The organism is Bifidobacterium santillanense (genome assembly GCF_018555385.1).
Classification (GTDB): domain Bacteria; phylum Actinomycetota; class Actinomycetes; order Actinomycetales; family Bifidobacteriaceae; genus Bifidobacterium; species Bifidobacterium santillanense.
The window spans coordinates 208,104-232,528 of record NZ_JAFEJS010000002.1 but is presented as its reverse complement, the minus strand read 5'-3'; the positions used below and the strand labels follow the sequence as shown (position 1 = coordinate 232,528).

18 protein-coding genes are annotated in these 24,425 nt (G+C 65.5%); 14 read left to right on the top strand and 4 right to left on the bottom strand.

The window, feature by feature from the left end; all coding sequences use genetic code 11:
• Positions 1-48: 48 nt before the first annotated feature.
• Both JS528_RS03525 and JS528_RS03520 read right to left on the bottom strand, forming a co-directional pair.
• Positions 49-2,280 (bottom strand): M13 family metallopeptidase, encoded by a 2,232-nt coding sequence (locus JS528_RS03525; protein ID WP_214357723.1) that lies wholly within the window; start codon positions 2,278-2,280, stop codon positions 49-51.
• Positions 2,281-2,334: 54 nt separating this feature from the next.
• Complete coding sequence (locus JS528_RS03520; protein ID WP_214357722.1) at positions 2,335-3,084, bottom strand: 3'-5' exonuclease; 750 nt, start codon at positions 3,082-3,084, stop codon at positions 2,335-2,337.
• A gap of 155 nt (positions 3,085-3,239) precedes the next feature.
• Here JS528_RS03520 and JS528_RS03515 point away from each other — a divergent pair, with 155 nt between their 5' ends.
• Entirely contained in the window at positions 3,240-5,558 is a 2,319-nt protein-coding gene (locus JS528_RS03515) for a GTP-binding protein (protein WP_214357721.1), read from the top strand.
• 19 nt (positions 5,559-5,577) lie between these two features.
• Here JS528_RS03515 and JS528_RS03510 read toward each other — a convergent pair whose 3' ends face one another.
• Positions 5,578-6,237 carry an alpha/beta hydrolase gene (locus JS528_RS03510; RefSeq protein ID WP_214357720.1) on the bottom strand — a complete coding sequence of 220 codons (660 nt, stop codon included), beginning with the start codon at positions 6,235-6,237 and terminating at the stop codon, positions 5,578-5,580.
• Positions 6,238-6,419: 182 nt separating this feature from the next.
• Between JS528_RS03510 and JS528_RS03505 the strand changes: the two genes are divergently transcribed.
• The 13 genes from JS528_RS03505 to JS528_RS03445 all read left to right on the top strand — a co-directional run bounded on the left by JS528_RS03505 (position 6,420) and on the right by JS528_RS03445 (position 22,830).
• Positions 6,420-7,649: a trans-sulfuration enzyme family protein gene (locus tag JS528_RS03505; RefSeq protein ID WP_214357719.1), complete on the top strand. Its 1,230-nt coding sequence runs from the start codon at positions 6,420-6,422 to the stop codon at positions 7,647-7,649.
• A gap of 605 nt (positions 7,650-8,254) precedes the next feature.
• A complete protein-coding gene (locus JS528_RS03500; RefSeq protein ID WP_214357718.1) occupies positions 8,255-9,355 on the top strand; it encodes a glutathione S-transferase family protein in 1,101 nt (366 codons plus the stop codon).
• Positions 9,356-9,390: 35 nt separating this feature from the next.
• A complete protein-coding gene (locus JS528_RS03495; RefSeq protein ID WP_214357717.1) occupies positions 9,391-10,272 on the top strand; it encodes a transporter substrate-binding domain-containing protein in 882 nt (293 codons plus the stop codon).
• 344 nt (positions 10,273-10,616) lie between these two features.
• Positions 10,617-11,369 carry an amino acid ABC transporter permease gene (locus JS528_RS03490; RefSeq protein WP_214357716.1) on the top strand — a complete coding sequence of 251 codons (753 nt, stop codon included), beginning with the start codon at positions 10,617-10,619 and terminating at the stop codon, positions 11,367-11,369.
• Positions 11,362-12,198: an amino acid ABC transporter ATP-binding protein gene (locus JS528_RS03485; protein WP_214357715.1), complete on the top strand. Its 837-nt coding sequence runs from the start codon at positions 11,362-11,364 to the stop codon at positions 12,196-12,198. Before JS528_RS03490 ends, JS528_RS03485 begins: the two co-directional genes overlap by 8 nt.
• Positions 12,198-13,904, top strand: a complete 1,707-nt coding sequence (locus tag JS528_RS03480) for a GNAT family N-acetyltransferase (protein WP_214357714.1) — start codon at positions 12,198-12,200, stop codon at positions 13,902-13,904. Before JS528_RS03485 ends, JS528_RS03480 begins: the two co-directional genes overlap by 1 nt.
• A 326-nt stretch (positions 13,905-14,230) precedes the next feature.
• Positions 14,231-15,103: a transporter substrate-binding domain-containing protein gene (locus JS528_RS03475; protein WP_214357713.1), complete on the top strand. Its 873-nt coding sequence runs from the start codon at positions 14,231-14,233 to the stop codon at positions 15,101-15,103.
• A 30-nt stretch (positions 15,104-15,133) separates the two neighbouring features.
• Positions 15,134-16,267, top strand: a complete 1,134-nt coding sequence (locus tag JS528_RS03470; protein WP_214357712.1) for a glutathione S-transferase C-terminal domain-containing protein — start codon at positions 15,134-15,136, stop codon at positions 16,265-16,267.
• A 333-nt stretch (positions 16,268-16,600) separates the two neighbouring features.
• The gene (locus tag JS528_RS03465) at positions 16,601-17,701 is read left to right on the top strand and encodes a glutathione S-transferase family protein (RefSeq protein WP_214357711.1); all 1,101 of its coding nucleotides are present in this window, start codon (positions 16,601-16,603) and stop codon (positions 17,699-17,701) included.
• A gap of 35 nt (positions 17,702-17,736) precedes the next feature.
• Positions 17,737-18,603 (top strand): transporter substrate-binding domain-containing protein, encoded by an 867-nt coding sequence (locus tag JS528_RS03460; protein WP_214357710.1) that lies wholly within the window; start codon positions 17,737-17,739, stop codon positions 18,601-18,603.
• 237 nt (positions 18,604-18,840) lie between these two features.
• The gene (locus JS528_RS03455; protein ID WP_214357709.1) at positions 18,841-20,037 is read left to right on the top strand and encodes a glutathione S-transferase family protein; all 1,197 of its coding nucleotides are present in this window, start codon (positions 18,841-18,843) and stop codon (positions 20,035-20,037) included.
• Between the two features lie 163 nt (positions 20,038-20,200).
• The gene (locus JS528_RS03450; protein ID WP_338069763.1) at positions 20,201-21,412 is read left to right on the top strand and encodes an amidohydrolase; all 1,212 of its coding nucleotides are present in this window, start codon (positions 20,201-20,203) and stop codon (positions 21,410-21,412) included.
• A gap of 122 nt (positions 21,413-21,534) precedes the next feature.
• Positions 21,535-22,830, top strand: coding sequence for an O-acetylhomoserine aminocarboxypropyltransferase/cysteine synthase family protein (locus JS528_RS03445; RefSeq protein WP_214357707.1), 1,296 nt, complete (start codon positions 21,535-21,537; stop codon positions 22,828-22,830).
• A 329-nt stretch (positions 22,831-23,159) separates the two neighbouring features.
• Here JS528_RS03445 and JS528_RS03440 read toward each other — a convergent pair whose 3' ends face one another.
• Positions 23,160-24,116, bottom strand: coding sequence for a hypothetical protein (locus tag JS528_RS03440; protein ID WP_214357706.1), 957 nt, complete (start codon positions 24,114-24,116; stop codon positions 23,160-23,162).
• Positions 24,117-24,425: the final 309 nt, after the last annotated feature.

The window sequence follows — 24,425 nt, the reverse complement described above, 5'->3', positions numbered from 1 at the left end:
TCGTCGCTCGCGCGTTCGATGCGTCCGCCCGGTCGGCCGACGCGGGGATCACCAGATGCGCACGCGGTCCTCAGGGGCGAGGTACATCGGATCGCCCGGCTGGACATCGAACGCCTTGTAGAACAGGTCCACGTTGCGCACGATGCCGTTGGTGCGGCACTCGGCGGGGGAGTGCGGGTCGATCTGCAGGTACTGCTCGGCCAGCTCGTCGCGGTTCTTCGTGCGCCAGATCGTCGCATAGCTCAGGAAGAAGCGCTGCACGCCGGTGAAGCCGTCCATCTCGGGGGCGGTCCTCAGCGACGCCTCGATGGCCTCGGCCGAGCCGTCCTCCGGGCGTCCGGCGGCCTTGTCGAGCGCGAACGCGTACGCCTTGAGGGCGATGTTCACGCCGCCCAGATCGCCGATGTTCTCGCCGATCGTCAGCGCGCCGTTGACGTGCGGGGCCTTGTCCGGCTCGTCCGCGTACTTCTCGGCGAGCTGCCTGGGGACGAACGCGTTGTACTGCTCGATGAGCGCCTTCGTGCGCTTCTCGAAGTTCTCCTTGTCGCCGGCCGTCCACCAGTCGTTGAGCTTGCCGTCGCCGTCGTACTGCGCGCCCTGGTCGTCGAAGCCGTGGCCGATCTCGTGGCCGATCACCGCGCCGATGCCGCCGTAGTTGGCCGCGTCCTCGGCGTCCGGATCGAAGAACGGCGGCTGCAGGATCGCGGCCGGGAACACGATGACGTTCATCGTCGGCTCGTAGTAGGCGTTGACCGTCTGCGGGTTCATCAGCCACTCGTCCTTGTCGACCGGCTTGCCGACCTTCTCCAGCTGGTAGCCGGTCTTGTACAGGGCCGCCGCCTTCATGTTGTCGGCGAGCACCGCGTCCTCGTGCACGTCCAGCGCCGCGTAGTCGCGCCAGTGGTTCGTGTAGCCGATCTTCGGCGTGAACTTGGAGAGCTTCTCCAGCGCCTTCTCCTTGGTGGCCTCGCCCAGCCAGTCGGAGTTCGTGATCGACACGCGATAGGCGTCGATGAGGTTCGCGACCAGCTGCTCCATGCGGCGCTTCGAGCTTTCGGGGAAGTGACGGCGCACGTACTCGCGGCCCACGTCCTCGCCGCAGATGCCGTTGACGAGGCTCACGCCGCGCTTCCAGCGGTCGCGCTGCTTCTTGGCGCCGGAGAGCACCTTGCCGAAGAAGTCGAAGTTCGTCCTGTCGAACTCGTGCGACAGGTAGGAGGCGGCGCCGACGATCATGTGGACGCGCGCCCAGAGCTTGAGGTCATCGAGATCGGTCGACTCCCAGAACGCGTCGAGACCCGTCAGGAAGCTCGGCTCGTGCACGATCACGCGGTCGAACACCCTGCGGAAGTCGAGCGGCTGGACGGTCGCGGCCGCGGTGCGGTCGTAGCCGACCTGCCAGGCGTCGATCCACGCGCCGAGATCGAAGTGGGGGAGCATCGCTGCCAGATCGGCGTATTCGGTGGGATTGTAGGTCTTCACCGAATCGCGCGTGGCCACGTTGTCCCAGTGGTTCGCGGCGATGCGGGTCTCCACGTCGAGGAAGCGGCGGGCCATGTCGAGGGCGGCCTCGCTCGGGGTCGGGATCGGGGAGTCGGCGGCGTCGGCGGTCTCGGCGTCGTCGGAGCCGCGGGTCGGCAGTTCGTCGCCGACGTTCGGGTTCTCCTCGGCGGCCGGGGCGTACCCGGCGTTGACGAGCTGGGTGGCGATCATGCGCACGTAGGCCTCGCGCACCGGCGCGTAGTGGTCCTCGCGGTAGTACGCCTCGTCCGGCAGCAGGATGCCGGCCTGCTCGATGTGCGCGATGTTGACCTCCGGGTCGCCCGGGTCGCCGTAGATGGCGAGGCCGAAGATGTCGGAGCCGCCCTCGGCATTGAGCTCGCCGAGCGTGCGGGTCATCGCGGCCTTGTCGGCGGCGGCGTCGATGGCGTCCAGCGCGGGCCTGATCGGCGCGATGCCGGCCGCCTCGATCGCCTCGGTATCGAGGAACGAGCGGTACAGGGCGCGCGACTTCGCGGCCGGCTTGTCGCCCGCGTCGCCGGAGTCGGCCCCGTCCGCGTCCTCCTCGAGGATGTCGCGGATCTGGTTCTCCGCGTCCTCGGCGAGCTTGTCGAACGAACCGTAGCGCGAACGGTCGTCGGGCAGACGGTACGTGTCGATCCACGGGCCGTTCGCGTAGCGGAACAGATCCTCGGACGGCCTGATGACGCCGGAGAACGACGCCGGATCGATGCCGGACTTCATCGCCGGCGTGATGTTGGTTTCGGGTGTTTCACTCATGGGAACCAACAGTAGTCGGCATGGGGGAGCGGTCGGGCCGTTCCGGCGATAAGTTCACCTGCAGTTCGACAGCGTGAGCTGACGGTGGATGACCGCGTCGTTGTTCTTGGCGGGCACGTCGTTCCAGCGGGCCTCGCCGAATCCGGTGCGGCCGGCGTGACGGTCGGTGTAGCGGTGCATCCACTCGAGGCACTGCTGCGTCTGGATCGCATCGCTCAGGGCGCGGTGCTCCTCGTTGTCGGCGATCTCGAAGCGCTGGATCAGGTCGAGCAGACGGTGATGACGCTCGTACGGGAACAGCGTGCGGCTGATCTGCATCGTGTCGTAGTCGACGCAGGAGAACGGGTCGCCGAGCACGTGGCGCGCGTTCCAGTCGAGGAAGCGGATGTCGAAGCTCACGTTGTGCCCGACGATCGGTTCGAACGGCACGGCCGCCACGGACTCGCCGTCGGCCTCGTAGGAGGCGTCCGGATCGGCCGAGACGCCGGCGGACAGCCACGCGACGAAGTGCGGCAGCACCTCGTCGATCGTGGGCAGGCCCGCGACCATGTCGTCGGTGATGCCGGTCAGCCTGACGACCTGCGCGGGGATCGGGCGCAGCGGGTTCACCAGCTGCTGGAAGCGGTCCACGATCCGACGCTCGCGCACGCGCACCGCGCCGATCTCGGTGATCGAGCAGCTGTTCGGATAGAAGCCGGTGGTCTCCAGATCGAGCGTGACGTAGTCGGTCGGGAATCCGGTCGCGTCGTCGTCGTACGCGGAATCGTCGATGCGGCCGAATGCGGTGATGCCGGAAGCGGTCACGGTGTGCTCCTTCTGTAACGTGGGCGCGCGAACCGTCCGGCGCGCCCGAAATGCTCAATCCATAGTAGAGGCACGCGCGGAAGGCGGGGCCGGTGCGCCGACGGCGGGCGGTCTATATTGGTGGGAATACGCGTTTCCGGGACGAAAGGAAGACGATGACACGGATCACGGCGGGAATCGTGGCGCATGTGGATGCCGGCAAGACCACACTGTCCGAGGCGCTGCTGTACCGCACCGGAGAGATCCGCACGCTCGGCCGCGTGGACCACGGCGACGCCTTCCTCGACACCGATTCGCTCGAGAAGGCGCGCGGCATCACGATCTTCGCGCACCAGGCGCTCGTCGAGCACGGCGACCTCAGGCTCACGTTGCTCGACACCCCCGGGCACGTCGACTTCGCCGCCGAGACCGAGCGTGTGCTGCGCGTGCTCGACTACGCGATCCTCGTCGTCTCCGGCACCGACGGAGTGCAGGGCTACACCGAGACGCTGTGGCGGCTGCTCGCGCGGTACCGCGTGCCGGTGTTCCTGTTCGTCAACAAGTGCGACGCGCCCGGATTCGACCGCGACGCCGTGCTGGCTCAGCTGCGACGACGCCTGAGCGACGCGGTGGTCCCGCTGCCGGCGATGGGCGACGGCGCCTCCGACGGGACGACCGTGCCGTTCGGTGACGAGGTCGAGGACGTCGCCGCGCTCGACGAGTCCGCGATGGAGGAGTACTTCGACGCCGGTGGGCTCACGCTCGGCCGAGTGCGCGCGATGATCGCCGCGCGCGAGCTGTTCCCCGTGTTCTTCGGCTCCGCGCTGAAGCTCGAAGGGGTCGAGGAGTTCCTCGACGGGTTCGCCGCCTACGCCCGCGAGCGCGAATGGCCGGCCGGGTTCGGCGCGCGCGTGTTCAAGATCTCGCACGACGACAAGCACAACCGCCTCACCTGGCTGCGCGTGACCGGCGGCACGCTCAGGGCGAAGTCGCTCGTGCGCACCGGCGACGGATCGGGCAGCGGGACGGCCGATGCGGCGGGCGATGCCGGCACGGCCGGGAACGGCGCCGGAACCACCGAGAAGATCGACCAGGTACGTGTCTACAACGGCGCGAAGTTCGACATCGAGACCGAGCTGCCCGCCGGCTCGGTGTGCGCGGTCACCGGTCTGGAGCACACGTTTCCCGGCGAGGGGCTCGGCGCGGAGCCGGACGCCGAATCGCCCGCGATGCAGCCGGTCCTCACCTACACCGTGCTGCCCGCCGGCGCAGGCGGCGTCGCCGTCCCGTCGTCATCGTCGGAACAGGATCGGAGCCCAGCCGCCGAGTTCCCGCGCTTCGACGACCTCACCCTGCACAAGGTGCTCACGGCCCTGCGCGAGCTCGAGGACGAGGACCCGCTGCTCCACGTCGTGTGGGTGGAGCGCGTGCAGGAGATCCACGTGCAGCTGATGGGCGCGGTCCAGCTGGAGATCATCCAGCAGACGCTGCACACGCGCTTCGGCCTCGACGTGTCGTTCGGCCCCGGCTCGATCCTCTACCGCGAGACCATCACCGAGCCGATCGAGGGCGTGGGGCACTTCGAACCGCTGCGCCACTACGCCGAGGCGCACATCCTCATCGAACCGGGCGAGCCGGGCAGCGGCGTGCATGTCGCGTCGGCCCTCACGACGAACGAGCTCGACCGCAACTGGCAGCGGCTCATCCTCACGCATCTGACCGAACGCGAGCATCTGGGCGTGCTCACCGGCTCGCCGCTGACGGACGTGAGGATGACGTTGGTCGCCGCGCGTGCGCACCTCAAGCACACCGAAGGCGGCGACTTCCGCCAGGCCACGTACCGGGCGATCCGTCAGGGGCTGATGGAGGCGCGCGCCGGCGTCGCCGGGCACGCGGTCGTCGGGAAGGACACGCAGCGACCCGCGTACGAGATCGACGACGAATCGGACGCGCCGGACGGCACGTCGCCGGAACCGTCGGGAAAGTCCGGGAAAGCGGGAGGGACGGAAGCCGACGGAACCGCCACGACGAACCCCGACGCCCGCGCGGAGGCCGTCGCGGCGATGGTCAAGGCCGTGGCCGCCGACCCGGGCAACTGCGTCGTGCTCGAGCCGTGGTACCGCTTCCGGCTCGAGGTGCCGGACGATATGGTGGGCCGCGCGATGGCGGACATCCAGCGCATGTCCGGCACGTTCGACCCGGCGACGTCGGACGGCGAGTACGCCCTGATCGAGGGGTCGGCGCCCGTGGCGGAGATGCGCGACTACGCGATGGACGTCAACGCGTACACGCACGGCCGCGGACGCTTCTCCGCGACGTTCGGCGGATACCGGCCGTGCCACGATCAGGCTCGCGTCATCGAGGAGGCCGCGTACGACCCCGAGTCGGATCTGGAGCATACGCCAGATTCGGTGTTCTGCGCGCACGGCGCCGGATATCCGGTCAAGTGGTACAAGGTGCCCGAGTTCATGCACGTCGACTACGCGACGGCGTGACCGCGGGGCCGCGTGGTGGTCACCAGATGCGCGGGCGCGTGAATCCGTTCGACTCGAGGAAGCGCTGCACGTCGCGCAGCTCGTCCATGTTGATCGAGTGCGCCATGCCGGGGTAGACGCGTTCGTCGAGCGTGCCGTGAGCGCTCCAGAACGCGCCCATCGCCGCGACGTCGGCCTTCGGGAAGATGTCGTCGGCCGCGCCGTGGCCGTAGAAGACCGGCGGCTTCATGCGTTCGAGCGTTCCGTCGCCGTCGGCCGCGCCCGGAGCGAGCCATCCGGAGAAGCTCACGGCCGCCGCGTAGCGCGCGGGGTCGAAGCGCAGCATGTGCGCGGCGAGGAGGCCGCCCTGCGAGAAGCCCATCGTGACGACCGGACGGTCGGCCGGGATGTTCGCCTTGACCCACGCGTCGATCGCCTCGGCCGCGTCGTGCGCCTGACGGGTCAGCGACTCGCCCTCCGGCACGCCCTCGTGCGCCCAGTCGCCGAACCACGTGTAGCCCATGCCGTATGCGATCGGGGCGCGAAGGCTCGCGTAGTCGGCCGAACCCGCGCCGCAGTAGCCCAACAGGTCGGGCAGATCGTATTCGTTGGAGCCCCAGCCGTGCAGCAGCACGAACACGGGATCGGTGGAGGAACCGGAATCGTCGGTCAGACGCGTCAAAGCCTTGGTGATCTTCATAAGGCCCAGTGTAGGCGGTCCGCGTGCGGTCCCGGCGTATGCCGTCGCGGGTTCATAACGCCCCATAAGCAAGCCGTATAACGACACCCTGTTTCGCGGGGCCGAGTTGCGTTATCTTCGATATCAGCCGCACGGGGAATGGCCCCGGGCGAACGACACACGAACACGATAGGGGGTGCGCAATGACCAGGTTCAACACTCAGCTCGTCCACGGACTGCCGGTCGGTGACAACAACACCGGCGCCGTGAACCCGCCGATCTACAACTCGACCACATATGCTTTCGAAGGGGTCGGCGCCATGCCCCGCTACGACTACGCGCGCAGCGGCAACCCCACCCGCGAGTTCCTCGAGCGCCAGATCGCGCAGCTCGAGCACGGCACCCGCGGCTTCGCGTTCGCCTCCGGTCTCGCAGCGATCCACGCCACCCTGAGCATCTTCGAGCCGGGCGACCGTATCGTCGTCGGCAAGAACATCTACGGCGGCACCTACTCGCTGTTCCACGAATACTTCTCCCGCTGGGGGCTGAAGATCGAATCGGTCGACACCCATGATTTCCAGGCGCTCGAACACGCGGTCGCCGGGGATCGCGAGCACGGCGTCTCGCCGGCCAAAGCCGTCTACTTCGAGGTCCTGACCAACCCGCTGCTCGACGTCAACGACGTGCGCGGCATCGCCAACATCGCCCGCCGCTACGGGGCCCTGACCATCGTGGACAACACGTTCGTCACCCCGTACCTGCAGCGTCCGCTCGATCTGGGCGCCGACATCGTCATCCACTCCGCGACCAAGTACCTCGCCGGACACTCCGACGTGAACGCCGGACTCGTGGTGACGTTGAGCGAGGAGGTCGGCAACAGGCTGTACTTCGCGCAGAACCGCTTCGGCGGGGTGCTCGCGCCTCTCGAATGCGACGCGGTGCGCCGCGGCATCCAGACGCTCGCGCTGCGCATGGATCGTCAGCAGGCCAACGCGAAGTCCGTCGCGCAGTACCTGCTCGCGCATCCGCTCGTCAAGACCGTCAACTACCCGGGTCTGCCGGGCCGTGACGCCGAGCTGCGCGAGAAGGGCCTCAAGGGCGCCGGCGGCGTGCTGAGCTTCGAGGTCGTGCCGGGCGTCGATCCGGCCGACGTGCTCGACAACCTGCACGTGTTCCGTCTGGCCGTCTCGCTGGGCGCGGTCGAGTCGCTCGCCGAGCTGCCGTGTCGCATGACGCATTTCGAACTGCCGCGCGAGGAGCGCCTCAAGGTCGGCATCACCGACGAACTGGTGCGTCTCGCCATCGGCATCGAGGACGCCGCCGACCTCATCGAGGATCTGGGCCAGGCGTTCGACATCGCCTACGAGAAGTACATCGAGCGCCACGCCGGCGCCGACGTCTTCGCCGAACTCACCTCGGGCGTCTTCGCCTGACCGAGATCGCCCGGACGCCGCCCGGACGCCGCTCGGGGGAGCGGCGGTTCGGGGATATTCCAAAAATTTTCGTCGTCGGAGGATCGGGGGACCTTCCGACGACGATGGAGGAAACCACCATCACACCGTGATTCATGACAGAAAGGGGATTTGTCATGATCAGCCATAAGGTCCGTATCGTCATCGGTGCGACCACCGGAGCCTTCCGAATGATGTAGCCTGCGGCCGGTTCGCAACCTGTCGTAGGCGTTAAACTCGCCCGTTTCGCGTCCGCCAGGGGCGCCGCAAGGATGTCCGGGCGATCCGTCGGGAACCGTCGCCGCATATCGATGCCGTATCACCATCCGTCATCGATTCCGCGTGGTCCCGAACACCGGTCCCGAAACCGATGACGGGAGACGTGTCCCGATCTTCCACCGTCCCGTCGATCGATCCGACATCCGTTCCGTGCCGGTCCCGTGCGACCGTTTCCGCAACGTGCGTACGAGGCCGGCACACCTTCCGGTCACGCGGTTCCCATGCGTGACCGCATCGTTTTCGATTCCAGAGCGGGATTCCGCGCGGATTCCGCCGGTCATCGTTTTCCATCATTCGAAAGGCCCATCATGTCCGATTCCATCCAGACCATCACGCAACCCGACCTGCGCCATAAGCAGCAGCTGCGCGTCACGCAGGACGGCACGTTCAACCGGCAGCGCGTCTACTTCACCAAGCGGTTCGGCTACGGCGCCGACGACCTGCCGGTCATCCCGAACCGATACCTCATCATCGGCCTGGTGACGTGCGGCTGGAACCGTCGTCTGCGCATCGTCCGCCGTCTGCTCGGACTGGAGAACGCCATCGCCGTCGAATCCGTGCTGGGAGGCGACGACGAAGGCTGGATCCTCGACCCGGAAGGATACGGCAAGCGGTTCGGCTACACGCATCTGGGCGACTTCTACGAGGCGACCGACCCGTTCTACGAGGGCAAGGGCACGTCGCCCGCCGTCATCGACGTCGAGACCGGCCGCGTGGTGACGAACAACTACCACACCCTGCCGCTCGACCTGGAGACGGTGTGGGCGCCGTACCACAAGGAGGGTGCGCCGGACCTGTACCCGAAGGACCTGCGCACGCGCATCGACCTGTTGAACCAGCAGCTGTTCGACGACGTCAACAACGGCACGTACAAGGTGCTGTTCGCCCAAAACCGCGAGGCCGCGCGCGTCGCCTACGACGTGTTCCGCATCCGCCTCGAGGACCTCGACTACCGTCTGGCCTCCCGCCGCTACCTGTTCGGACCGCGCCTGACCGACTCCGACGTGCGACTGTTCCAGACGCTCGAATCGTACGAGTCGACGTACCGTCCTGGCATCACTCGCCGGCTCGGTACGGACGACGTGGTGCACGTGTGGGACTACCCGCACCTGTGGGATTACGCGCGCGACCTGTTCCAGACGCCGGGATTCATCGACGACGAGGAGAAGTACGCGTTCGGATTCATCCCCGACGCCGACGGCGCATACAGCCCGCGCATCGTCGGCTCCGAGAAGGACGAGAGCGTGTTCGGTGGCCGCACCGAGGCCGGTCGTCCCGAATTCCTCGAGCGCTGGCTCGAACCGGTCGACCGCACGGCGCTCGCGGGCGACGAATGGTACTCGGGCCCCGGCACCGCCGGCACCGAGGAACTCTGGCAATTCGGCCGCCACATCGACCCGCTGGCCTGACGCGCCGACCGACCCGGAGGAGAGGAGAAGAACTCGTGAACACGAGGCACGGAAATTCCAACGGACTGTTCAGACGCGTCCTGGCGGGCGGCATCGCGGTGCTGCTCGCCATGGGACTGGCCGCATGCGGCTCGGCCCAGGCGGCGCAGGAAAGCGATTCGTCGACCGGCGTGAGGACGATTCGGGCCGTGACCGGAGGTAGTCCGGCGCCGTACACGTACAAGGACGAGTCCGGCACGCTGACCGGCGAGAACATCGAACTGACCAAGGCGATCTTCAAGGAGCTGCCCCAGTACAAGCTCGAATTCGAGACGGCCGACTTCAAGGCCATCTTCCCCGGGCTCGACTCCGGCCGCTACCAGATCGGCGTCAACAACTTCGCGAAGACCGACGAACGCAAGGACAAGTACCTGTTCAGCAAGCCGATCTACAAGAACCGGTACGTGGCGGTCGTGGCGCCCGGCTCGAGCATCACGAAGGTGGACAGCCTGTCCGATCTGGCCGGCCACACGATGCTGACCTCGGCGGACGGCACCAACATCTCCATCGCGTTGCAGAAATACAACAAGAGCAACCCGGACGATCAGATCAACCTGAAGTTCTCCTCCGTCGATATCCCCGACGAGATCCGCCAGGTCGAGAACGGGCAGGTGGACGCGATCATCATCGACGGGCCGATGTTCGACTTCTACACGAAGAAGCTCAACAGCAAGACTCAGGCCATCGAACTCGGCGAGAAGGTCAGCCAGGAACTGCAGGACCAGAACTACAGCTACCTGGTGTTCCCGAAGGGCGAGGAGAAGCTGCGCGACGAGGTGAACGAGGTCCTGACGAGGTTCGACAAGGACGGAACCACGAAGAAGCTCACCGAGAAGTGGTTCGGCTCCGATCAGACGCCGTCTCCCGACGCGCGGTGAGTCCGGCGCGGCGCCGATCCGCATGAGGACCATGGGCCGCATCGGGGTGACGGGAGGATTCCCGCCGCCCCTTTCCGCGTATCACGGGCGGCATCCGCCGGCGTGTCGTGGACGGTCGCGCGGGGAATTTCAACGGGATGCCGCCGCCGCGCGCCCCTCGCCGGAAACGGTTGATAGCGGTCTATAACCAACGCCGATTACGTGCGGATTGCATCCGCGCGGAACCGCGAAATACCATCTGAATAACGGTTCGAACGGGGGATTGTCGAACACCTTCGACATCGCCGGCACACGCAACCGCACATCATGAATCACGCAATCCCAACCCAGGTGGAGATGAAGCAATGCCCGACCTTTTCGACATCAAGCTGGTGTTCACGCAGATACCGCAGCTGTTGGCGTATCTGCCCGTGACGCTGGAACTGACCGCGGCGGCGGGCGTCGTCGGCCTGATCCTGGGCTTCCTCATCGCGATGATCCGCGTCAAGCGCGTTCCGGTCCTGTACCAGATCAGCACCGTGTACATCTCGTTCCTGCGCGGCACTCCGATCATCGTGCAGCTGTACATCAGCTATTTCGGCATCCCGATCCTGCTGAAGTACATCAACTACTGGAACGGCACGAACTTCGACATCAACGGCGTTCCGCCGGTCCTGTTCGCGATCCTCGCCCTCGCGCTCAACCAGTCGGCGTTCATGTCCGAGATCATCCGCGCGGCCATCACCGCCGTCGACCCCGGACAGATCGAGGCGGCCGAGTCGATGGGCATGACCCCGAACCAGGTGCGCATGCGCGTCGTCTTCCCGCAGGCCGGCATCATCGCCCTGCCGGGACTCATGAACTCGCTGATCGGACTGATCAAGGGCACGTCGCTCGCGTTCGTGTGCGCCGTGGTCGAGATGACGGCCGCCGGCCAGATCATGGCCGGATCGTCCTACCGCTACTTCGAGATGTACTGCTCGCTGGCGATCATCTACTGGATCATCACGCTCATCCTCGAATTCCTCAGCTCCCTGCTGGAGAAGAAGCTCTCCATCCCGCAGGAATCCCCCGCTTTGAAGCAAGCCACCGCTCAGGAGGTGCTGGCAAATGATTAAGATTCGCGGTCTGGTCAAGACCTATGGCAAGAACACCGTGCTCGACGGCATCGACCTCGACATCGAGAAGGGCGAGGTCGTCGCGCTGATCGGTCCGTCGGGAACTGGCAAGTCCACGTTCCTGCGGTCCATCAACCTGCTGGAGAAGCCCGACGCGGGCGAGCTGACGATCGACGGACACACGTACGACCTCGCGAAGATCTCCAAAAAGGACACGATCGCGATTCGCCGGTCCACCGCGATGGTGTTCCAGCAGTTCAACCTGTTCAAGAACCGCACCGCCCTCGAGAACGTGATGGAGGGGCTGACGGTCGTCAAGAAGGTGCCGAGGAAGGAGGCGCGCGAGCGCGCCCTCGCCGAACTGCGCAACGTCGGCCTCGAGGCGTGGCAGGACCACTACCCGCAGCACCTGTCCGGCGGCCAGCAGCAGCGCGTAGGCATCGCCCGCGCCCTGTCCATGGACCCGCAGCTGCTGCTCCTCGACGAGCCGACCTCCGCGCTCGACCCGGAGCGCGTGCGCGAGGTGCAGGAGACCATCGACAAGGCGGCGAAGGAGGGCAATACGATGCTCCTCGTCTCCCACGAGATGGGCTTCGTGCGCCAGATCGCCACCCGCGTGCTGTTCATCGACGGCGGCAAGGTCGTCGAGCAGGGCGCGCCCGAACAGGTGTTCTCCGCGCCGAAGACCCCGCGTCTGCGCGAGTTCCTCGCCTCGTTCAACGAATACGCGAACACGGAGGCGGACAACGCGCCCGCCCGCACCCCGATCAACGTGATCGTGCCGCGTACGCCCACCATCTTCCCGGTCAAGCAGGAGCAGCTCATCTGATGACGATCGCACTCGAACCAATCCAGACGAAGAACGCCGGCATCGGCATCGGTTTGACGGACGTCGCGGCGGCGAGCGCCTGCCCGGTGCGTCCCGTCCGCCTGTCGACGGGCAGGAAGGCCGACCTTCCGGTCGAGGAGACCACGGTCGAGCAGACCCCGGACGGCGCGTTCCGCCGCCAGCGCAACGCGTTCACCGCGCGCTTCGGCGACGCGCCCGGCGAGGTCGTGCCCGAATTCGGACGCTACCACCTCCTCGGGGCGATCGGCTGCGGATGGAACCGTCGCCAGCGCATCGTCATCCGTCTGCTCGGGCTCGAACGGGCCTTCCCGATCGAGGTGATCTACGGACGCGACGACCAGGGCTGGAAGCTCACGCGCACGCCCGGCTCGGTCGCCGAGAAGTTCGGCTTCGACCGGCTCAACGACTTCTACCGACTGACCGACCCCGACTACGCGGCACGCGGCACCTCGCCGTCCGTCATCGACTCCGAGACCGGCAAGGTGGTCACCAACAACTACCACGTGCTGAGCCTCGACCTCGAGACCGCGTGGAAGCCCTTCCACAAGGAGGGCGCGCCGGACCTCTACCCGGAGCCGCTGCGGCAGGAGATCGACCTGCTCAACCAGCAGCTGTTCGACGACGTCAACAACGGCACGTACAAGATCATCTTCGCGACGAACAAGGAGGCCGCCGAGGTCGCCTACGCGGTGCTCAAGGCGAGGCTCGCCGACTACGACTTCCGTCTGAAGTCCCGCCGCTACCTGTTCGGCCCGGAACTCACCGACTCCGACGTGCGTCTGTTCCAGACGCTCGAATCGTTCGAGCACACGTACCGTCCCGGCATCGTCGAGGCGCTCGGCACCGATGACGTCCTGCACCTGTGGGACTTCCCGAACCTGTGGGCCTACGCGCGCGACCTGTTCCAGACTCCCGGGTTCATCGACGACGAGGAGCTGTACACGCTCGGCTACACGCCGGACGCCGACGGCCACTACATCGCGGCCGACCTGGTCTCGGGCGACATCGAGCTGACCGCCGAGCAGAGGCGCGCCGACTACGAGCGCTGGCTCGAACCCGCGGGCCGCGAGCATCTCTCCGGCTCCCCGCTCTACTCCGGTCCGGGCGTCGGCGGCTCGTACGAGCTGTGGCAGTTCGCGCGGAACGTGGCGCCGTACGGGCATAAGGCGCCCGCGCTGCCCGGCGACCTGCTGGTCAGGGATCTCGGCGACGGGCTCACGCTGCGTCTGGCCGACCCGTCGGAATACGAGGCAGTGGGGAAGGTCCTCTACGAGGCGTTCAAAACCAACGGGCCGATGACCGAGTTCTACAAGCACCGTCTGCTTGACGTCCCGAGACGCTCTGCGAAGGAGGACATCTGGGTCATCGTCGACGGCGAGGGCACGCTGTACGGGGCCTGCACGACGGTCAAACCGGAGTTCAACACGGAGCCGACGTTCGAGTTCAACACGATGGGCGTGCTGCCCATCGGCCGCGGCCACGGCCTCGGCAAGGCGTTCGTCGAGCACAGCATCGCCGTCGGCAAGGCCTACGGCTACCACAAGGTGCTCATCCACTCCGGCCCGAACATGCCGTACGCGCACCGGCTCTACCAGAGGTGCGGCTTCGTGCGCCACCGCGAACTCGAGACGCTCGTCGTCGACGGCGGCCAGCGGCTGCTCGTCTTCACGTACGACATCGACTGACGTCGGTGGAGTTCGTCGTCAGGCTCCCCTTGGTACGAACCGAGGGGAGCCTTTGCATATCTGCCGCGGTATTCGACGAAATCTATAGCCGATTATCGGCCGGCGCGTTTCCGCACGTTGATAGCGGGGTATAAGAAATCGTGTTCGCTACGGGGGTGTGGCGGGTGTTCCGGCGCATTAGGTTGTTCATCAATCACGGATGAAGGGTCCGTGAATGTCGATTACCGGTCTGATCGCCGGCTCGCAACGCATCACACGCAATACAAACAACCGAACACGGACCGTACGGAACGTACGCGTCATCACGATTTTTCTGGAGAGAAGACATGACCTCGAAACTGGTGAAGAAGCTGATCGGAATCGCCGCCGTCGCCGCGCTGGCCTTGCCGCTGGCGGCCTGCGGCAACGCGAGCACTTCGCAGGGAGCCTCTTCCGGCAACTCGTCAACCGGCAACGTGCGCACCATCAACGCTGTGACCGGCGGCACGCCCGCTCCGTTCACCTTCAAGGACGCGCAGGGCAACGTCAGTGGCCAGAACATCGAACTGACCGAGGCCGTGTTCAAGAAGCTGCCCCAGTACAAGCTCAAGTGGCAGACCGCGGAGTTCTCGAGCCTCTTCTCCGGTCTTGACGCCGGCCGTTATCAGCTCGCCGTCAACAACTTCACCAAGAGCAAGGAGCGCGAGGCCAAGTACCTGTTCAGCGACCCGATCTACTCGAACTCCTACGTGGCCGTCGTGAGCAAGGACAGCGGTATCAAGAAGCTTGACTCGCTCGACGACCTCGCCGGCAAGAAGGTCATCGTGTGCGCCTCCGGCTGCAACATCGCGCTCGCCTTGCAGAAGTACAACACCGCGAATCCGGACAAGGCTTCCAAGCTTACCTACTCGCAGACCGAGGGCATCGATGCGATCCGTCAGGTCGAGAACGGCACCGGCGATGTCTATTTGCTCGATAAGCCGACGTTTGGCTACCTGAAGAAGAAGGTCGGTTTCGATGCGGAGAGCGTCGACCTCGGCGACGAGGCGCAGTCCACGCTCGCGCCGGACAGCTACAGCTACCTGGTGTTCCCGAAGGGTGAGGAACAACTCGTCAAGGATGTGAACAAGGCGCTCAAGGAGGTCTTCAAGGACGGCACGTCCAAGCAGATCGACGAGAAGTGGTTCGGATCCGACCAGACGCCGACCAACGTCGGCTGAGTTACTCAGTTAGATAAACAGGGGGGATCCATGGCGAACCTACTCAATCTCAAGCAGGCCGCGTCCGCAGCATGCGTCGTGCCCGACGCGGAGAACGACTCCGCCGGGGACATCGGACACGTCGCGAACCGCATCCGCGCCGAGATCACGCCCGACGGCAGCTTCCGCCGCCAGGGCAACGTCCTGCCGAAGCGCTTCGGCTACGGCATCGGCCAGGTGCCGGTCATCCCGAACCGGTACCGCGTCATCGGACTCATCGGCTGCGGCTGGAACCGCCGCCAGCGCATCGTGCTGCGTCTGACCGGACTCGACAAGGTCGTGAACATCGAGTCGGTGATCGGCAAGAAGGACCGTGGTTGGATCCTCGATCCGGAAGGCCTCGGCAAGAAGTTCGGCTACAAGGAGCTGGTCGAGTTCTACAAGGCCACGCTGCCCGACTTCCACGGCCGCGCCACCTCGCCCGCCGTCATCGACGAGGAGACAGGCAAGGTCGTCACCAACGAGTACCAGACGCTGACCCTCGACTGGGAGACCGTCTGGCGCCCCTACTGGAAGGAGGGCGCGCCCGACCTGTACCCGGAGTTCCTGCGCCGTCAGATCGACCTCTTGAACCAGCAGCTGTTCGACGACGTCAACAACGGCACGTACAAGGTCATCTTCGCCACGCAGCGCGACGTCGCCCAGGCGGCGCTCGGCGTGTTCGAGGCGCGTCTGGCCGAGATCGACCAGAGGCTCAAGACCCGCCGCTACTTGTTCGGACCGTACCTGACCGACTCCGACGTGCGCCTGTTCCAGACGCTCGAGGCGTACGAGGTCACGTACCGTCCGACCATCGTGCGCAAGGTCGGTCACGAGGTCAAGCATCTGTGGGACTTCCCGAACCTGTGGGCCTACGCCCGCGAGCTGTTCCAGACGCCCGGGTTCATCGACGACGAGGAGCTGCACGCGCTCGGCTTCGTCCCGTTCGACGACGGCACCTACGCCTACGCGTTCGGCTACACGCGCACGGACGACACCGCCACCGCCGAGGGACCGGCCGACCGTGAGGAATACCTCGCGCGTTGGAAGGAGCCGGTCGACCGCTCCGGCCTGACCGGTGGCTGGGAGTACTCCGGACCCGGCACCGGCGGCACCGACATCCTCTGGAAATTCGGCGAGATCTGATTGTCCTCTTCTTCCCTTCGGACAGTATCGTGGGGCGGCCATACGGAACCATATCGGATGGTTTCCGTATGGCCGCCTCTTCTGTTGTATGGGGCGGTCCTTCAGGGCGAGACTATACGGAAGATCTATGGTTCGCTGCAATGCCGAGGTGTCCCCGCCCCCGGATAGCGGGCCATAGATTCTCTCGTTGACGGGGGTGGTGCGTCGCGTCGCCATCCATGGTTGCATGTTCACAACGGCGAACGGGGATTCGCCGGATTGCATCATCGGGGATTCACGACTGGGGAAATGATTGGTCGGGGAATCTCGAAAATCCACGAGAGGGGAACTCCAATGGGGATTACGCTGCATCATGAGCCCGTCGCCGTGTGCGGCATCGTCGCGGACCGTACGAGGCCGATCAAGGTGCGTCTGACCGCGGACGGCACGTCGAACCGGCAGCCGGTCTACTTCACGAAGAGGTTCGGCTATGGGGAGCATCAGATCACGCCGGAGCCGAACAGGTATGCGGTTATCGGTGCGGTCACCTGCGGCTGGAATCGTCGTCAGCGCATTGCCATCCGCTTGCTCGGACTCCAGGACGTCATCGCTGTGGAATCGTTAGAAACCACACAGGATCCGGTCGGCTGGCGTCTTCGACCCGATGGCGTCGGCAAGCGGTTCGGATACGCGCATCTGCGCGACTTCTACGCCGCCGCCGATCCGGACTTTCAGGGGCGCGCCACGTCTCCCGCGGTAGTTGACCTCAAGGCCGGCAAGGTGGTGACGAACAACTACCACACCCTCACTCTCGACTTGGAGACCGTGTGGTCTCCATGGCACAAGAAGGAGGCCCCGGATCTGTATCCGAAGGAACTTCGCCCACGCATCGACCTGCTCAACGAGCAGCTGTTCGATGACGTGAACGACGGAACCTACCGCATTCTCTTCGCCGGCAACGCCCTTGCCGCGAGCCGTGCCTACGATGTACTCGCTGCCCGTCTGGCCGACTACGATTATCGCCTCGCCTCCCGCCGCTACCTGTTCGGCCAGTACCTGACCGACAGCGACATTCGCCTGTTCCAGACCTTGGAGGCATACGAAAGCATGTACCGTCCGGGCATCAGCCGCAAGCTCGGCGACGCCGTACTGCATGTCTGGGATTATCCGAATCTGTGGGCGTACGCGCGTGACCTGTTCCAGACTCCGGGATTCATCGACGACGAGGAATTGTACGAGTTCGGTTTCGTTCCGGATGAGAACGGCAGGTACACGCCGTTCGTGACCGACAAAGATTCCGACGGCACCCAGTTCGGCGGTCACACCATCGCCGGAACTCCTGAATACTATCGACGTTGGCTCGAACCCGCGCATCGCGAGCAGCTGTTCGGCGACGTCGAATATGCGGGACCGGGGACCGCCGGACTGGCCGATCTGTGGCGGTTCGACCGCTGACGCCATTCATTATCAAGCATAGGGGGGAAAGCATCATGATTCGGGGAAAGAAGAAGACCATCATCGTCGCGGGCATCAGCGTTCTCGCGCTGGCTGCATCCACGTTGCTGTCGGGGTGCGGCAACGCCAGCGCGGCAACCGCTCAGGCCGCGCAGAGCGACGGAACTAAGACGATCATCGTGGCCACCGGCGGTTCGCCGAAGCCTCATACCTATGTGAACGAGAAGGGAGAGTTGACCGGATACGATATTGCGGTGCTGAAGGCCGTCGACAAGAGACTTCCGCAGTACCAATTCGAGTATCGGAAGGTGTCATTCGACGGTCTGCTGACCGGACTCGACTCCGACCGCTACCAGATCGCCGCGAATTCGTATTCGATCACACCCGAGCGGGCCGAGAAATATGAGTACAGCGTTCCCTACTTCCATGAGAACTACGGCATCGTCACCAAGGAGGGCAATGCTCCGATCAAGCATCTGAAGGATCTCAGTGGCAAGACGACTCTCACATCCCCCGGCACCGCCATTGCGGCTCAACTTGAATCGTTGAACAAGGATCAGTTGAAGGACAATCCGATCAAGATCAACTACACGCAGGGCGACATCACGGTCATCTACAAGAGTTTGGAGGAGGGACAGTCCGACTTCCTGTTCGGTAGCCAATCGAATTACCACACGTTCACTAAGGCATTGGACATCAATCCGACGTTCACGGCTCTGCCCGACGACGAGTCGGCACTACTGGGCAACTCCGACAACGTATTCCTCTACAGCAAGACCGATGAGGGCAAGGCGTTGAAGAAGACCATCGACAAAGCCATCGAGCAACTCAACGGTGACGGCACGTTGACGAAGGTCAGCAAGCAGTTCTTCGATGGTCTGGACTTCGCGCCGAAGCAGTAGCGGTGATCGGAGAGGAATACGGAATCGATTTGCATGGACAACGGGCGCCGCATCGCGAGCATGCGGCGCCCGCTTGTCGTATAAGACGACGTTATCGGAGGCGACAACGAAAAGCGATAGAGAGGACGACATGTTGCGCTGCAGCGTCACGCATAATGACCGGCATCATCGCATATACGTCTCATCCGCGTGCATTGCGCACGATGATGCACGCATGTCAGGGGGGGGGGAATCATCATGGCACTCAACTTCGCTTCCGCATCCGTTTCGTTGAAGGCGGCCGACGTCGCGGCCGACGCGTGCGGCGTCCGTCCCGCGCAGCCGGCGGTCACGCCGCGCCCCGGTCACGACAAGCTCGACCGTCCGTTCGAGGAGACCACCGTCGAGCAGACGCCGGACGGCGCCTTCCGCCGTCAGCGCAACGCCTTCACCGTGCGCTTCGGCGACCAGCCCGGCCAGGCGCCGGTCGAGGCCGGCCGATACCACGTCCTCGGCGCGCTCGGCTGCGGCTGGAACCGCCGCCAGCGCATCGTCATCCGACTGCTCGGCCTGTGGGACGCGTTCACCCCGGAGATCGTCTACGGTCGCGACCAGGACGGCTGGAAGCTCACCAAGACGCCGGGCGGCGTCGCCGAGAAGTTCGGCTACGACCGACTCAACGACTTCTACCGCCGCACCCTGGGCGACCGCTTCACCGGACGCGGCACCTCGCCGACCGTCATCGACCTGACCAACGGCAAGGTCGTGACGAACAACTACCACATCCTGAGCAACGACCTCGAGACCGCGTGGGCGCCGTTCCACAAGCAGGGCGCGCCGGACCTGTACCCGCAGGAGCTGCGCCAGGAGATCGACCTGCTCAACCAGCAGCTGTTCGACGACATCAACAACGGCACCTACAAGGTGAACTTCGCGACCACCCGCGGCGCCGCGCAGGCCGCCTACACGATCTTCAAGGCGCGCCTTGCGGACTACGACTTCCGCCTCGCCTCCCGCCGCTACCTGTTCGGCCCCAACTTCACCGACTCCGACGTGCGCCTGTTCCAGACGCTCGAATCGTTCGAGTTCGGCTACCGTCCGGGCTTCATCCGCGCGCTCGGCACCGAGGACATCGTGCACGTGTGGGACTTCCCGAACCTGTGGGCCTACGCCCGCGACCTGTTCCAGACGCCGGGATTCATCGACGATCCGGAGTTGTTCGAGCTCGGCTACGTCCCCGACGAGGACGGCAACTACACGCGCGACCCGTTCACCCGCGACGAGGGCACGACGCCGCAGTCCGTCAAGGACGAGCGCAAGGCCGTCTACGAACGCTGGCTCGAGCCCGCCGGCCGCGAGGGCCTCGCCGGCTCCCCGTTCTACTCCGGCCCGGGCGTCGGCGGCTCCTACGAGCTGTGGAAGTTCGGCGCGTTCAACAACTACTACGAGGCCTGATCCGGCGGCCCCGATCAGGATGCCTCCGGTTCGTCCGTGCGGATGAACCGTTGAAGGGAGCGGATGACCGTCATCGCCGTTTGCGTACGGTCATCCGCTTTCCGCGTCCGTGAGCCGTTCGAAACCCAAAACCCGAAACTCGAAACCCATGAAAGGCAACGCAGTGAGCACGCCGACGACCGAAACGCCCGACCTCCACACGCTCGACGCCCTGCTTCAGGAGCACTACCGCTGGTTCCACCGGCATCCCGAACCCTCGTACGAGGAGTTCGAGACGACCGCGCGCATCCGTGGGATCCTCGAGGACCATGGCATCGAGATCCTCGACTCCGGGCTTGCAACCGGCTTGGTCGCGATCGTGCGCGGGGCGTCGAATGACGCATCCGCCCCGGTCGTCGCCATCCGCGGCGACATCGACGGCCTGCCCATCGTCGAGAACACCGGCCTCGACTACGCCTCCGAGAACCCCGGGCTCATGCACGGCTGCGGCCACGACTTCAACCTGTCGGTCGCGCTCGGCGCCGCCGTCCTCCTCAAGCGCCGTGCGGACGCGGGCGACCTCGCCGGCGACGTCAAGATCATCTTCCAACCCGCCGAGGAGGGCCGCGCCACCGCCGAACGCCCGACCGGCGCCGTGCAGGTGCTGAACACCGGCGTCCTCGACGACGTCCGGGCGTTCTTCGGCACCCACGACGGCCCCGGCGAGGTCGGATCCATCCGCATCCGCGAGGGCGGCGTCTCCGGCGCCGTCGACAAGTTCCAGGTCACCATCCACGGCAAGGGATCGCATGCGGCCGAACCCGACGGCGGCGTCGACCCGATCGTCGTGCTCACCAACGTCGTCCAGGCGCTCCAGTCGGTCGTCGGGCGCAGCCTCGATCCGGCCCACCCGCGCGTGCTGTCCGTCACGCACATCGAGGCCGGCAGCTCGTGGAACGTCATCCCGCAGGACGCCTTCTTCGAGGGCACCGTGCGCGTCACCGAACCCGAGGACCGAGTCATCGCCAAGGACCGCGCCGTCGCCATCATCGAGAACGTCGCCGCCGCGTACGGGGCGAGCGCCGACATCGAATGGTTCTTCGGCTCGCCGTCGGTCGTCAACGACCCGCATTGGGCCGACTTCGGCCGTCGCGTCGCGCTCGACAACGGCCTCGACGTGGCGGTCGACCGTCCGCAGCTGAGCGGCGAGGACTTCTCCTACTACCTCGACAGGGCGCCGGGACTGTTCGTCCACATCGGCGCCGGCGATACGGGGGCCGCCCACGGGCCGACCTTCCGTCCCGATCCCGCCGGCATCATCGCCGGCGCCCGGTTCCTCGACGCGCTCGCCGCGGATGCGCTGGACGCGCTCGCCGCGACGGATCAGATCGCGTAATCACTCGGGTTGATACCGCACGATAAGCAACGGCTGTATCGTGCGGGTCCTTTTCGCGCGGCATCGCGGCATCCGGGTTTTAGACTGGAGAGCATTGAACCGTGAGCAGAAGGACATTCCACATGACGCGAGCTTTTGACACCGATGCGATCCACGCCGGCTACGACTATTTGGGCAACGGCGACGCCGTGAGCCCTCCGATCTACGCCAGCGCCGCCTTCGACATGGAGAGCGCCGTGCGCGGCGACGCGCTCGCGGCCGGCACCGCCGAGGGATTCTCCTATTCGCGCGTGGCCAACCCCACCGTCGATGCCTTGGAGAAGCGCATCGCCAAGCTCGAGGGCGGCGTCGGCGCGGTCGCGGTCGCCTCCGGCATGGCCGCCGTGTCGTTCGCGCTGCTGTGCGCCGCGGAGGGCGGCGGTCGCATCGTCTCGCCGTCGAACCTGTACGGCGCCTCGGTCGACGCGATGGAGAGCTTCTTCCCGCAGTTCGGCATCCACGCCGACTTCGTGCACGACATCAACGACCTCGACGAGGTCGCCTCGAAGATCGGCCCGGACACGCGCGCGATCTTCGCCGAATCCGTCGCCAACCCGTCCACCGAGATCACCGATCTGGAGCCGCTCGCCGCGCTCGCACACGAGCACGGCATCCCGCTGATCGTCGACAACACCGTGCCCACCCCGTACCTGCTGCGCCCGATCGAGTTCGGCGCCGACATCGTCGTCCACTCGACGACCAAGGGCATCACCGGACACGGCAACGCCATCGGCGGCGTGGTCGTCGACGCCGGCAACTTCGATTGGTCGAACGGCCGCTTCCCGCAGTTCACCACGCCCGAGCTCGTCGTCTCCGACGAGCGCAACGGCATCGAGCACAGCTTCTTCAGCCGCTACGGGCGCGAGGCGTTCATCCGACGCATCCGCATCAAGTACCTGCGCACGTTCGGCGCGGTGCCCAGCCCGTTCAACGCGTACCTGTCGATGATCGGACTCGAGACGCTGCCGGTGCGCGCCGAGCGCGAGGTGGCCACGGCCCGCCGCATCGCCGCGCATCTGACGCGCACGCCGCACGTCATCAAGGTCAACTATTCCGGACTCGGCAACACCCCGCAGTTCGACCTGCTGCCCAAGTACTTCCCGAAGGGCGTCGGCCAGATCCTGTCGTTCCTGGTCGACGGCGACGAGAGCAACGTGCGCCGCATCCTCGACGGCGTCAGGGTGTTCTCCTACGTGCCGAACATCGGCGACGCCCGCTCGCTGATCGTCGATCCGGCGCGCATCACGCACCGCGAGGTGCCGGCCAAATACCGCATCGCCGCCGGCGTCACCGACAACCTCATCCGCCTGTCCATCGGTCTCGAGGACGCCGACGACCTCATCGCCGACCTCGACCAGGCCATCGCCAACGCCTACTGATCCGTCGGTCCGTCACGGTGCTCCGGTGACTCTCCGTTTCCGCGGCACCTTTTCTCGCGATCGTCCCGCTGCTCGAGAATAAGTACCGCTGGGCCATACTGAGCGGTACATATTCTCGCGATGGGGGAGGATCTCGAGAATAAGTACCGCCGGGAAGTTGCTGACGGCACATATTCTCGAGCATTGGACGAATCACGAGAATATGTGCCGCTGAGGCCCGCCTGGATACCGTCGGGACGATGCGCCGCGTCGGTAACCGGGAAACATCGGGACCGGGAAGCGCCGTCATGATCGGGAGCGGGGATCGTCGTCATCGTTGCGGCCGGGAATCACCGCAGTTTCGGTACGCCGGCGGTCGTCAGCTTCTCCCCGAGACGTTGCGGCGTCATCACGTCCTCATAGAAGACATGGACGATCGCCGTGACGCCCTGCGCCCTGAGATCCCGCTCACGGGCGCGTTCATAGTCGAGCTTCGACCGGAGACTGGCCCGGTTCGGATTGCTCGTGTCGGCGTATTTCGCCATGCCGTCGTATTCGGCGACGATGATGCGGCCGTCAGCGAGCCGCCAGCAGAAATCGACCCGATACGGCATCGACGGATTGGCGGGATTGTCGAATTCGACCTGCAGCAGCGGCTCGGCGAAATCCAGTTCGACGATCCGTCCGCGCATCAGCGACTCCCCGCCGTTCTCGCTCAGGGGATTCGCATGACGCAGCAGTCTGGTCACGGCGTCCTCATCGCAGGTGGTCTGGATCATGAGCGTACGCACATCCTCGATGGTGACGCGTCCTCCGCGCAGCGCGGAATCGTAGATGGCCAACGCGTTGGCGAACGGGTAGCCGGCGCAATCGATCAGCGTGCGGGCCGGGGACGTCATATAGCATCGATCGCGGTTGACCCACAGCGGTATGCGGGGCATGTAGATGCGTCGCAACCGGTCGTGGTCCCCATCGGTGATGCCTCCGGTGCAGACGATATGGACCGTGCCGTCATGGAGCGAATGGGCATGCTCGAAGCCGTACAGGCATGCGGCGCTCAATCCGGCGAACACCCATCGCGGGTGGAGCTTGGACAGTGCGCGGATCACATGCAACGACCGTTCCTCGGGATTGAGCGCATCCCAGTAGGTCCGTTCCATGTAGAGGTTCCGATACGGCGACACCAGTTCACCCGCATCCAGCCGACGCCTGCATGCCCGGCGGATGGATCTGCTGCAGCCGATGACGCAACGTCGTTCCCGTTGCGCGGTCCGCATCATCGCGGCGAGTTCCTTATGCGTTCTCATGATGCCGACCATATGGGGTCGCCATCGACGACGGCAACCGTCGGCGACCCATGTGGTCGGAGCCCCCTGTCCCGCGCGTGTCGCGGATGGTCAGTCCTTGGTCATCTCGACCCAGTACGACATTTGCCCGTGTCCCGCGCGTGTCGCGGATGGTCATGGGTCGGTGTCCTCGATGACCATGAGCCGAGGTGTCCCCGTGGCCGCGAACCACTGTAGCCCCTTAGGAGTCTGGTGTCCCTCTTCCTGATGCGTCTCCCGATGATGTGCTCTTTCCCGCTGCGCCCTCTCCGGGGTACTTATTCTCGGGAT

What these genes read in the sequence shown, in the direction of transcription:
- JS528_RS03475 (WP_214357713.1), top strand. Translation starts at nt 14,231, where the DNA reads ATGACCTCGAAACTGGTGAAGAAGCTGATCGGAATCGCCGCCGTCGCC.
- JS528_RS03445 (WP_214357707.1), top strand. Translation starts at nt 21,535, where the DNA reads ATGACGCGAGCTTTTGACACCGATGCGATCCACGCCGGCTACGACTAT.
- JS528_RS03505 (WP_214357719.1), top strand. Translation starts at nt 6,420, where the DNA reads ATGACCAGGTTCAACACTCAGCTCGTCCACGGACTGCCGGTCGGTGAC.
- JS528_RS03480 (WP_214357714.1), top strand. Translation starts at nt 12,198, where the DNA reads ATGACGATCGCACTCGAACCAATCCAGACGAAGAACGCCGGCATCGGC.
- JS528_RS03470 (WP_214357712.1), top strand. Translation starts at nt 15,134, where the DNA reads ATGGCGAACCTACTCAATCTCAAGCAGGCCGCGTCCGCAGCATGCGTC.
- JS528_RS03460 (WP_214357710.1), top strand. Translation starts at nt 17,737, where the DNA reads ATGATTCGGGGAAAGAAGAAGACCATCATCGTCGCGGGCATCAGCGTT.
- JS528_RS03500 (WP_214357718.1), top strand. Translation starts at nt 8,255, where the DNA reads ATGTCCGATTCCATCCAGACCATCACGCAACCCGACCTGCGCCATAAG.
- JS528_RS03440 (WP_214357706.1), bottom strand. Translation starts at nt 24,116, where the DNA reads ATGAGAACGCATAAGGAACTCGCCGCGATGATGCGGACCGCGCAACGG.
- JS528_RS03485 (WP_214357715.1), top strand. Translation starts at nt 11,362, where the DNA reads ATGATTAAGATTCGCGGTCTGGTCAAGACCTATGGCAAGAACACCGTG.
- JS528_RS03490 (WP_214357716.1), top strand. Translation starts at nt 10,617, where the DNA reads ATGCCCGACCTTTTCGACATCAAGCTGGTGTTCACGCAGATACCGCAG.
- JS528_RS03510 (WP_214357720.1), bottom strand. Translation starts at nt 6,237, where the DNA reads ATGAAGATCACCAAGGCTTTGACGCGTCTGACCGACGATTCCGGTTCC.
- JS528_RS03515 (WP_214357721.1), top strand. Translation starts at nt 3,240, where the DNA reads ATGACACGGATCACGGCGGGAATCGTGGCGCATGTGGATGCCGGCAAG.
- JS528_RS03525 (WP_214357723.1), bottom strand. Translation starts at nt 2,280, where the DNA reads ATGAGTGAAACACCCGAAACCAACATCACGCCGGCGATGAAGTCCGGC.
- JS528_RS03465 (WP_214357711.1), top strand. Translation starts at nt 16,601, where the DNA reads ATGGGGATTACGCTGCATCATGAGCCCGTCGCCGTGTGCGGCATCGTC.
- JS528_RS03455 (WP_214357709.1), top strand. Translation starts at nt 18,841, where the DNA reads ATGGCACTCAACTTCGCTTCCGCATCCGTTTCGTTGAAGGCGGCCGAC.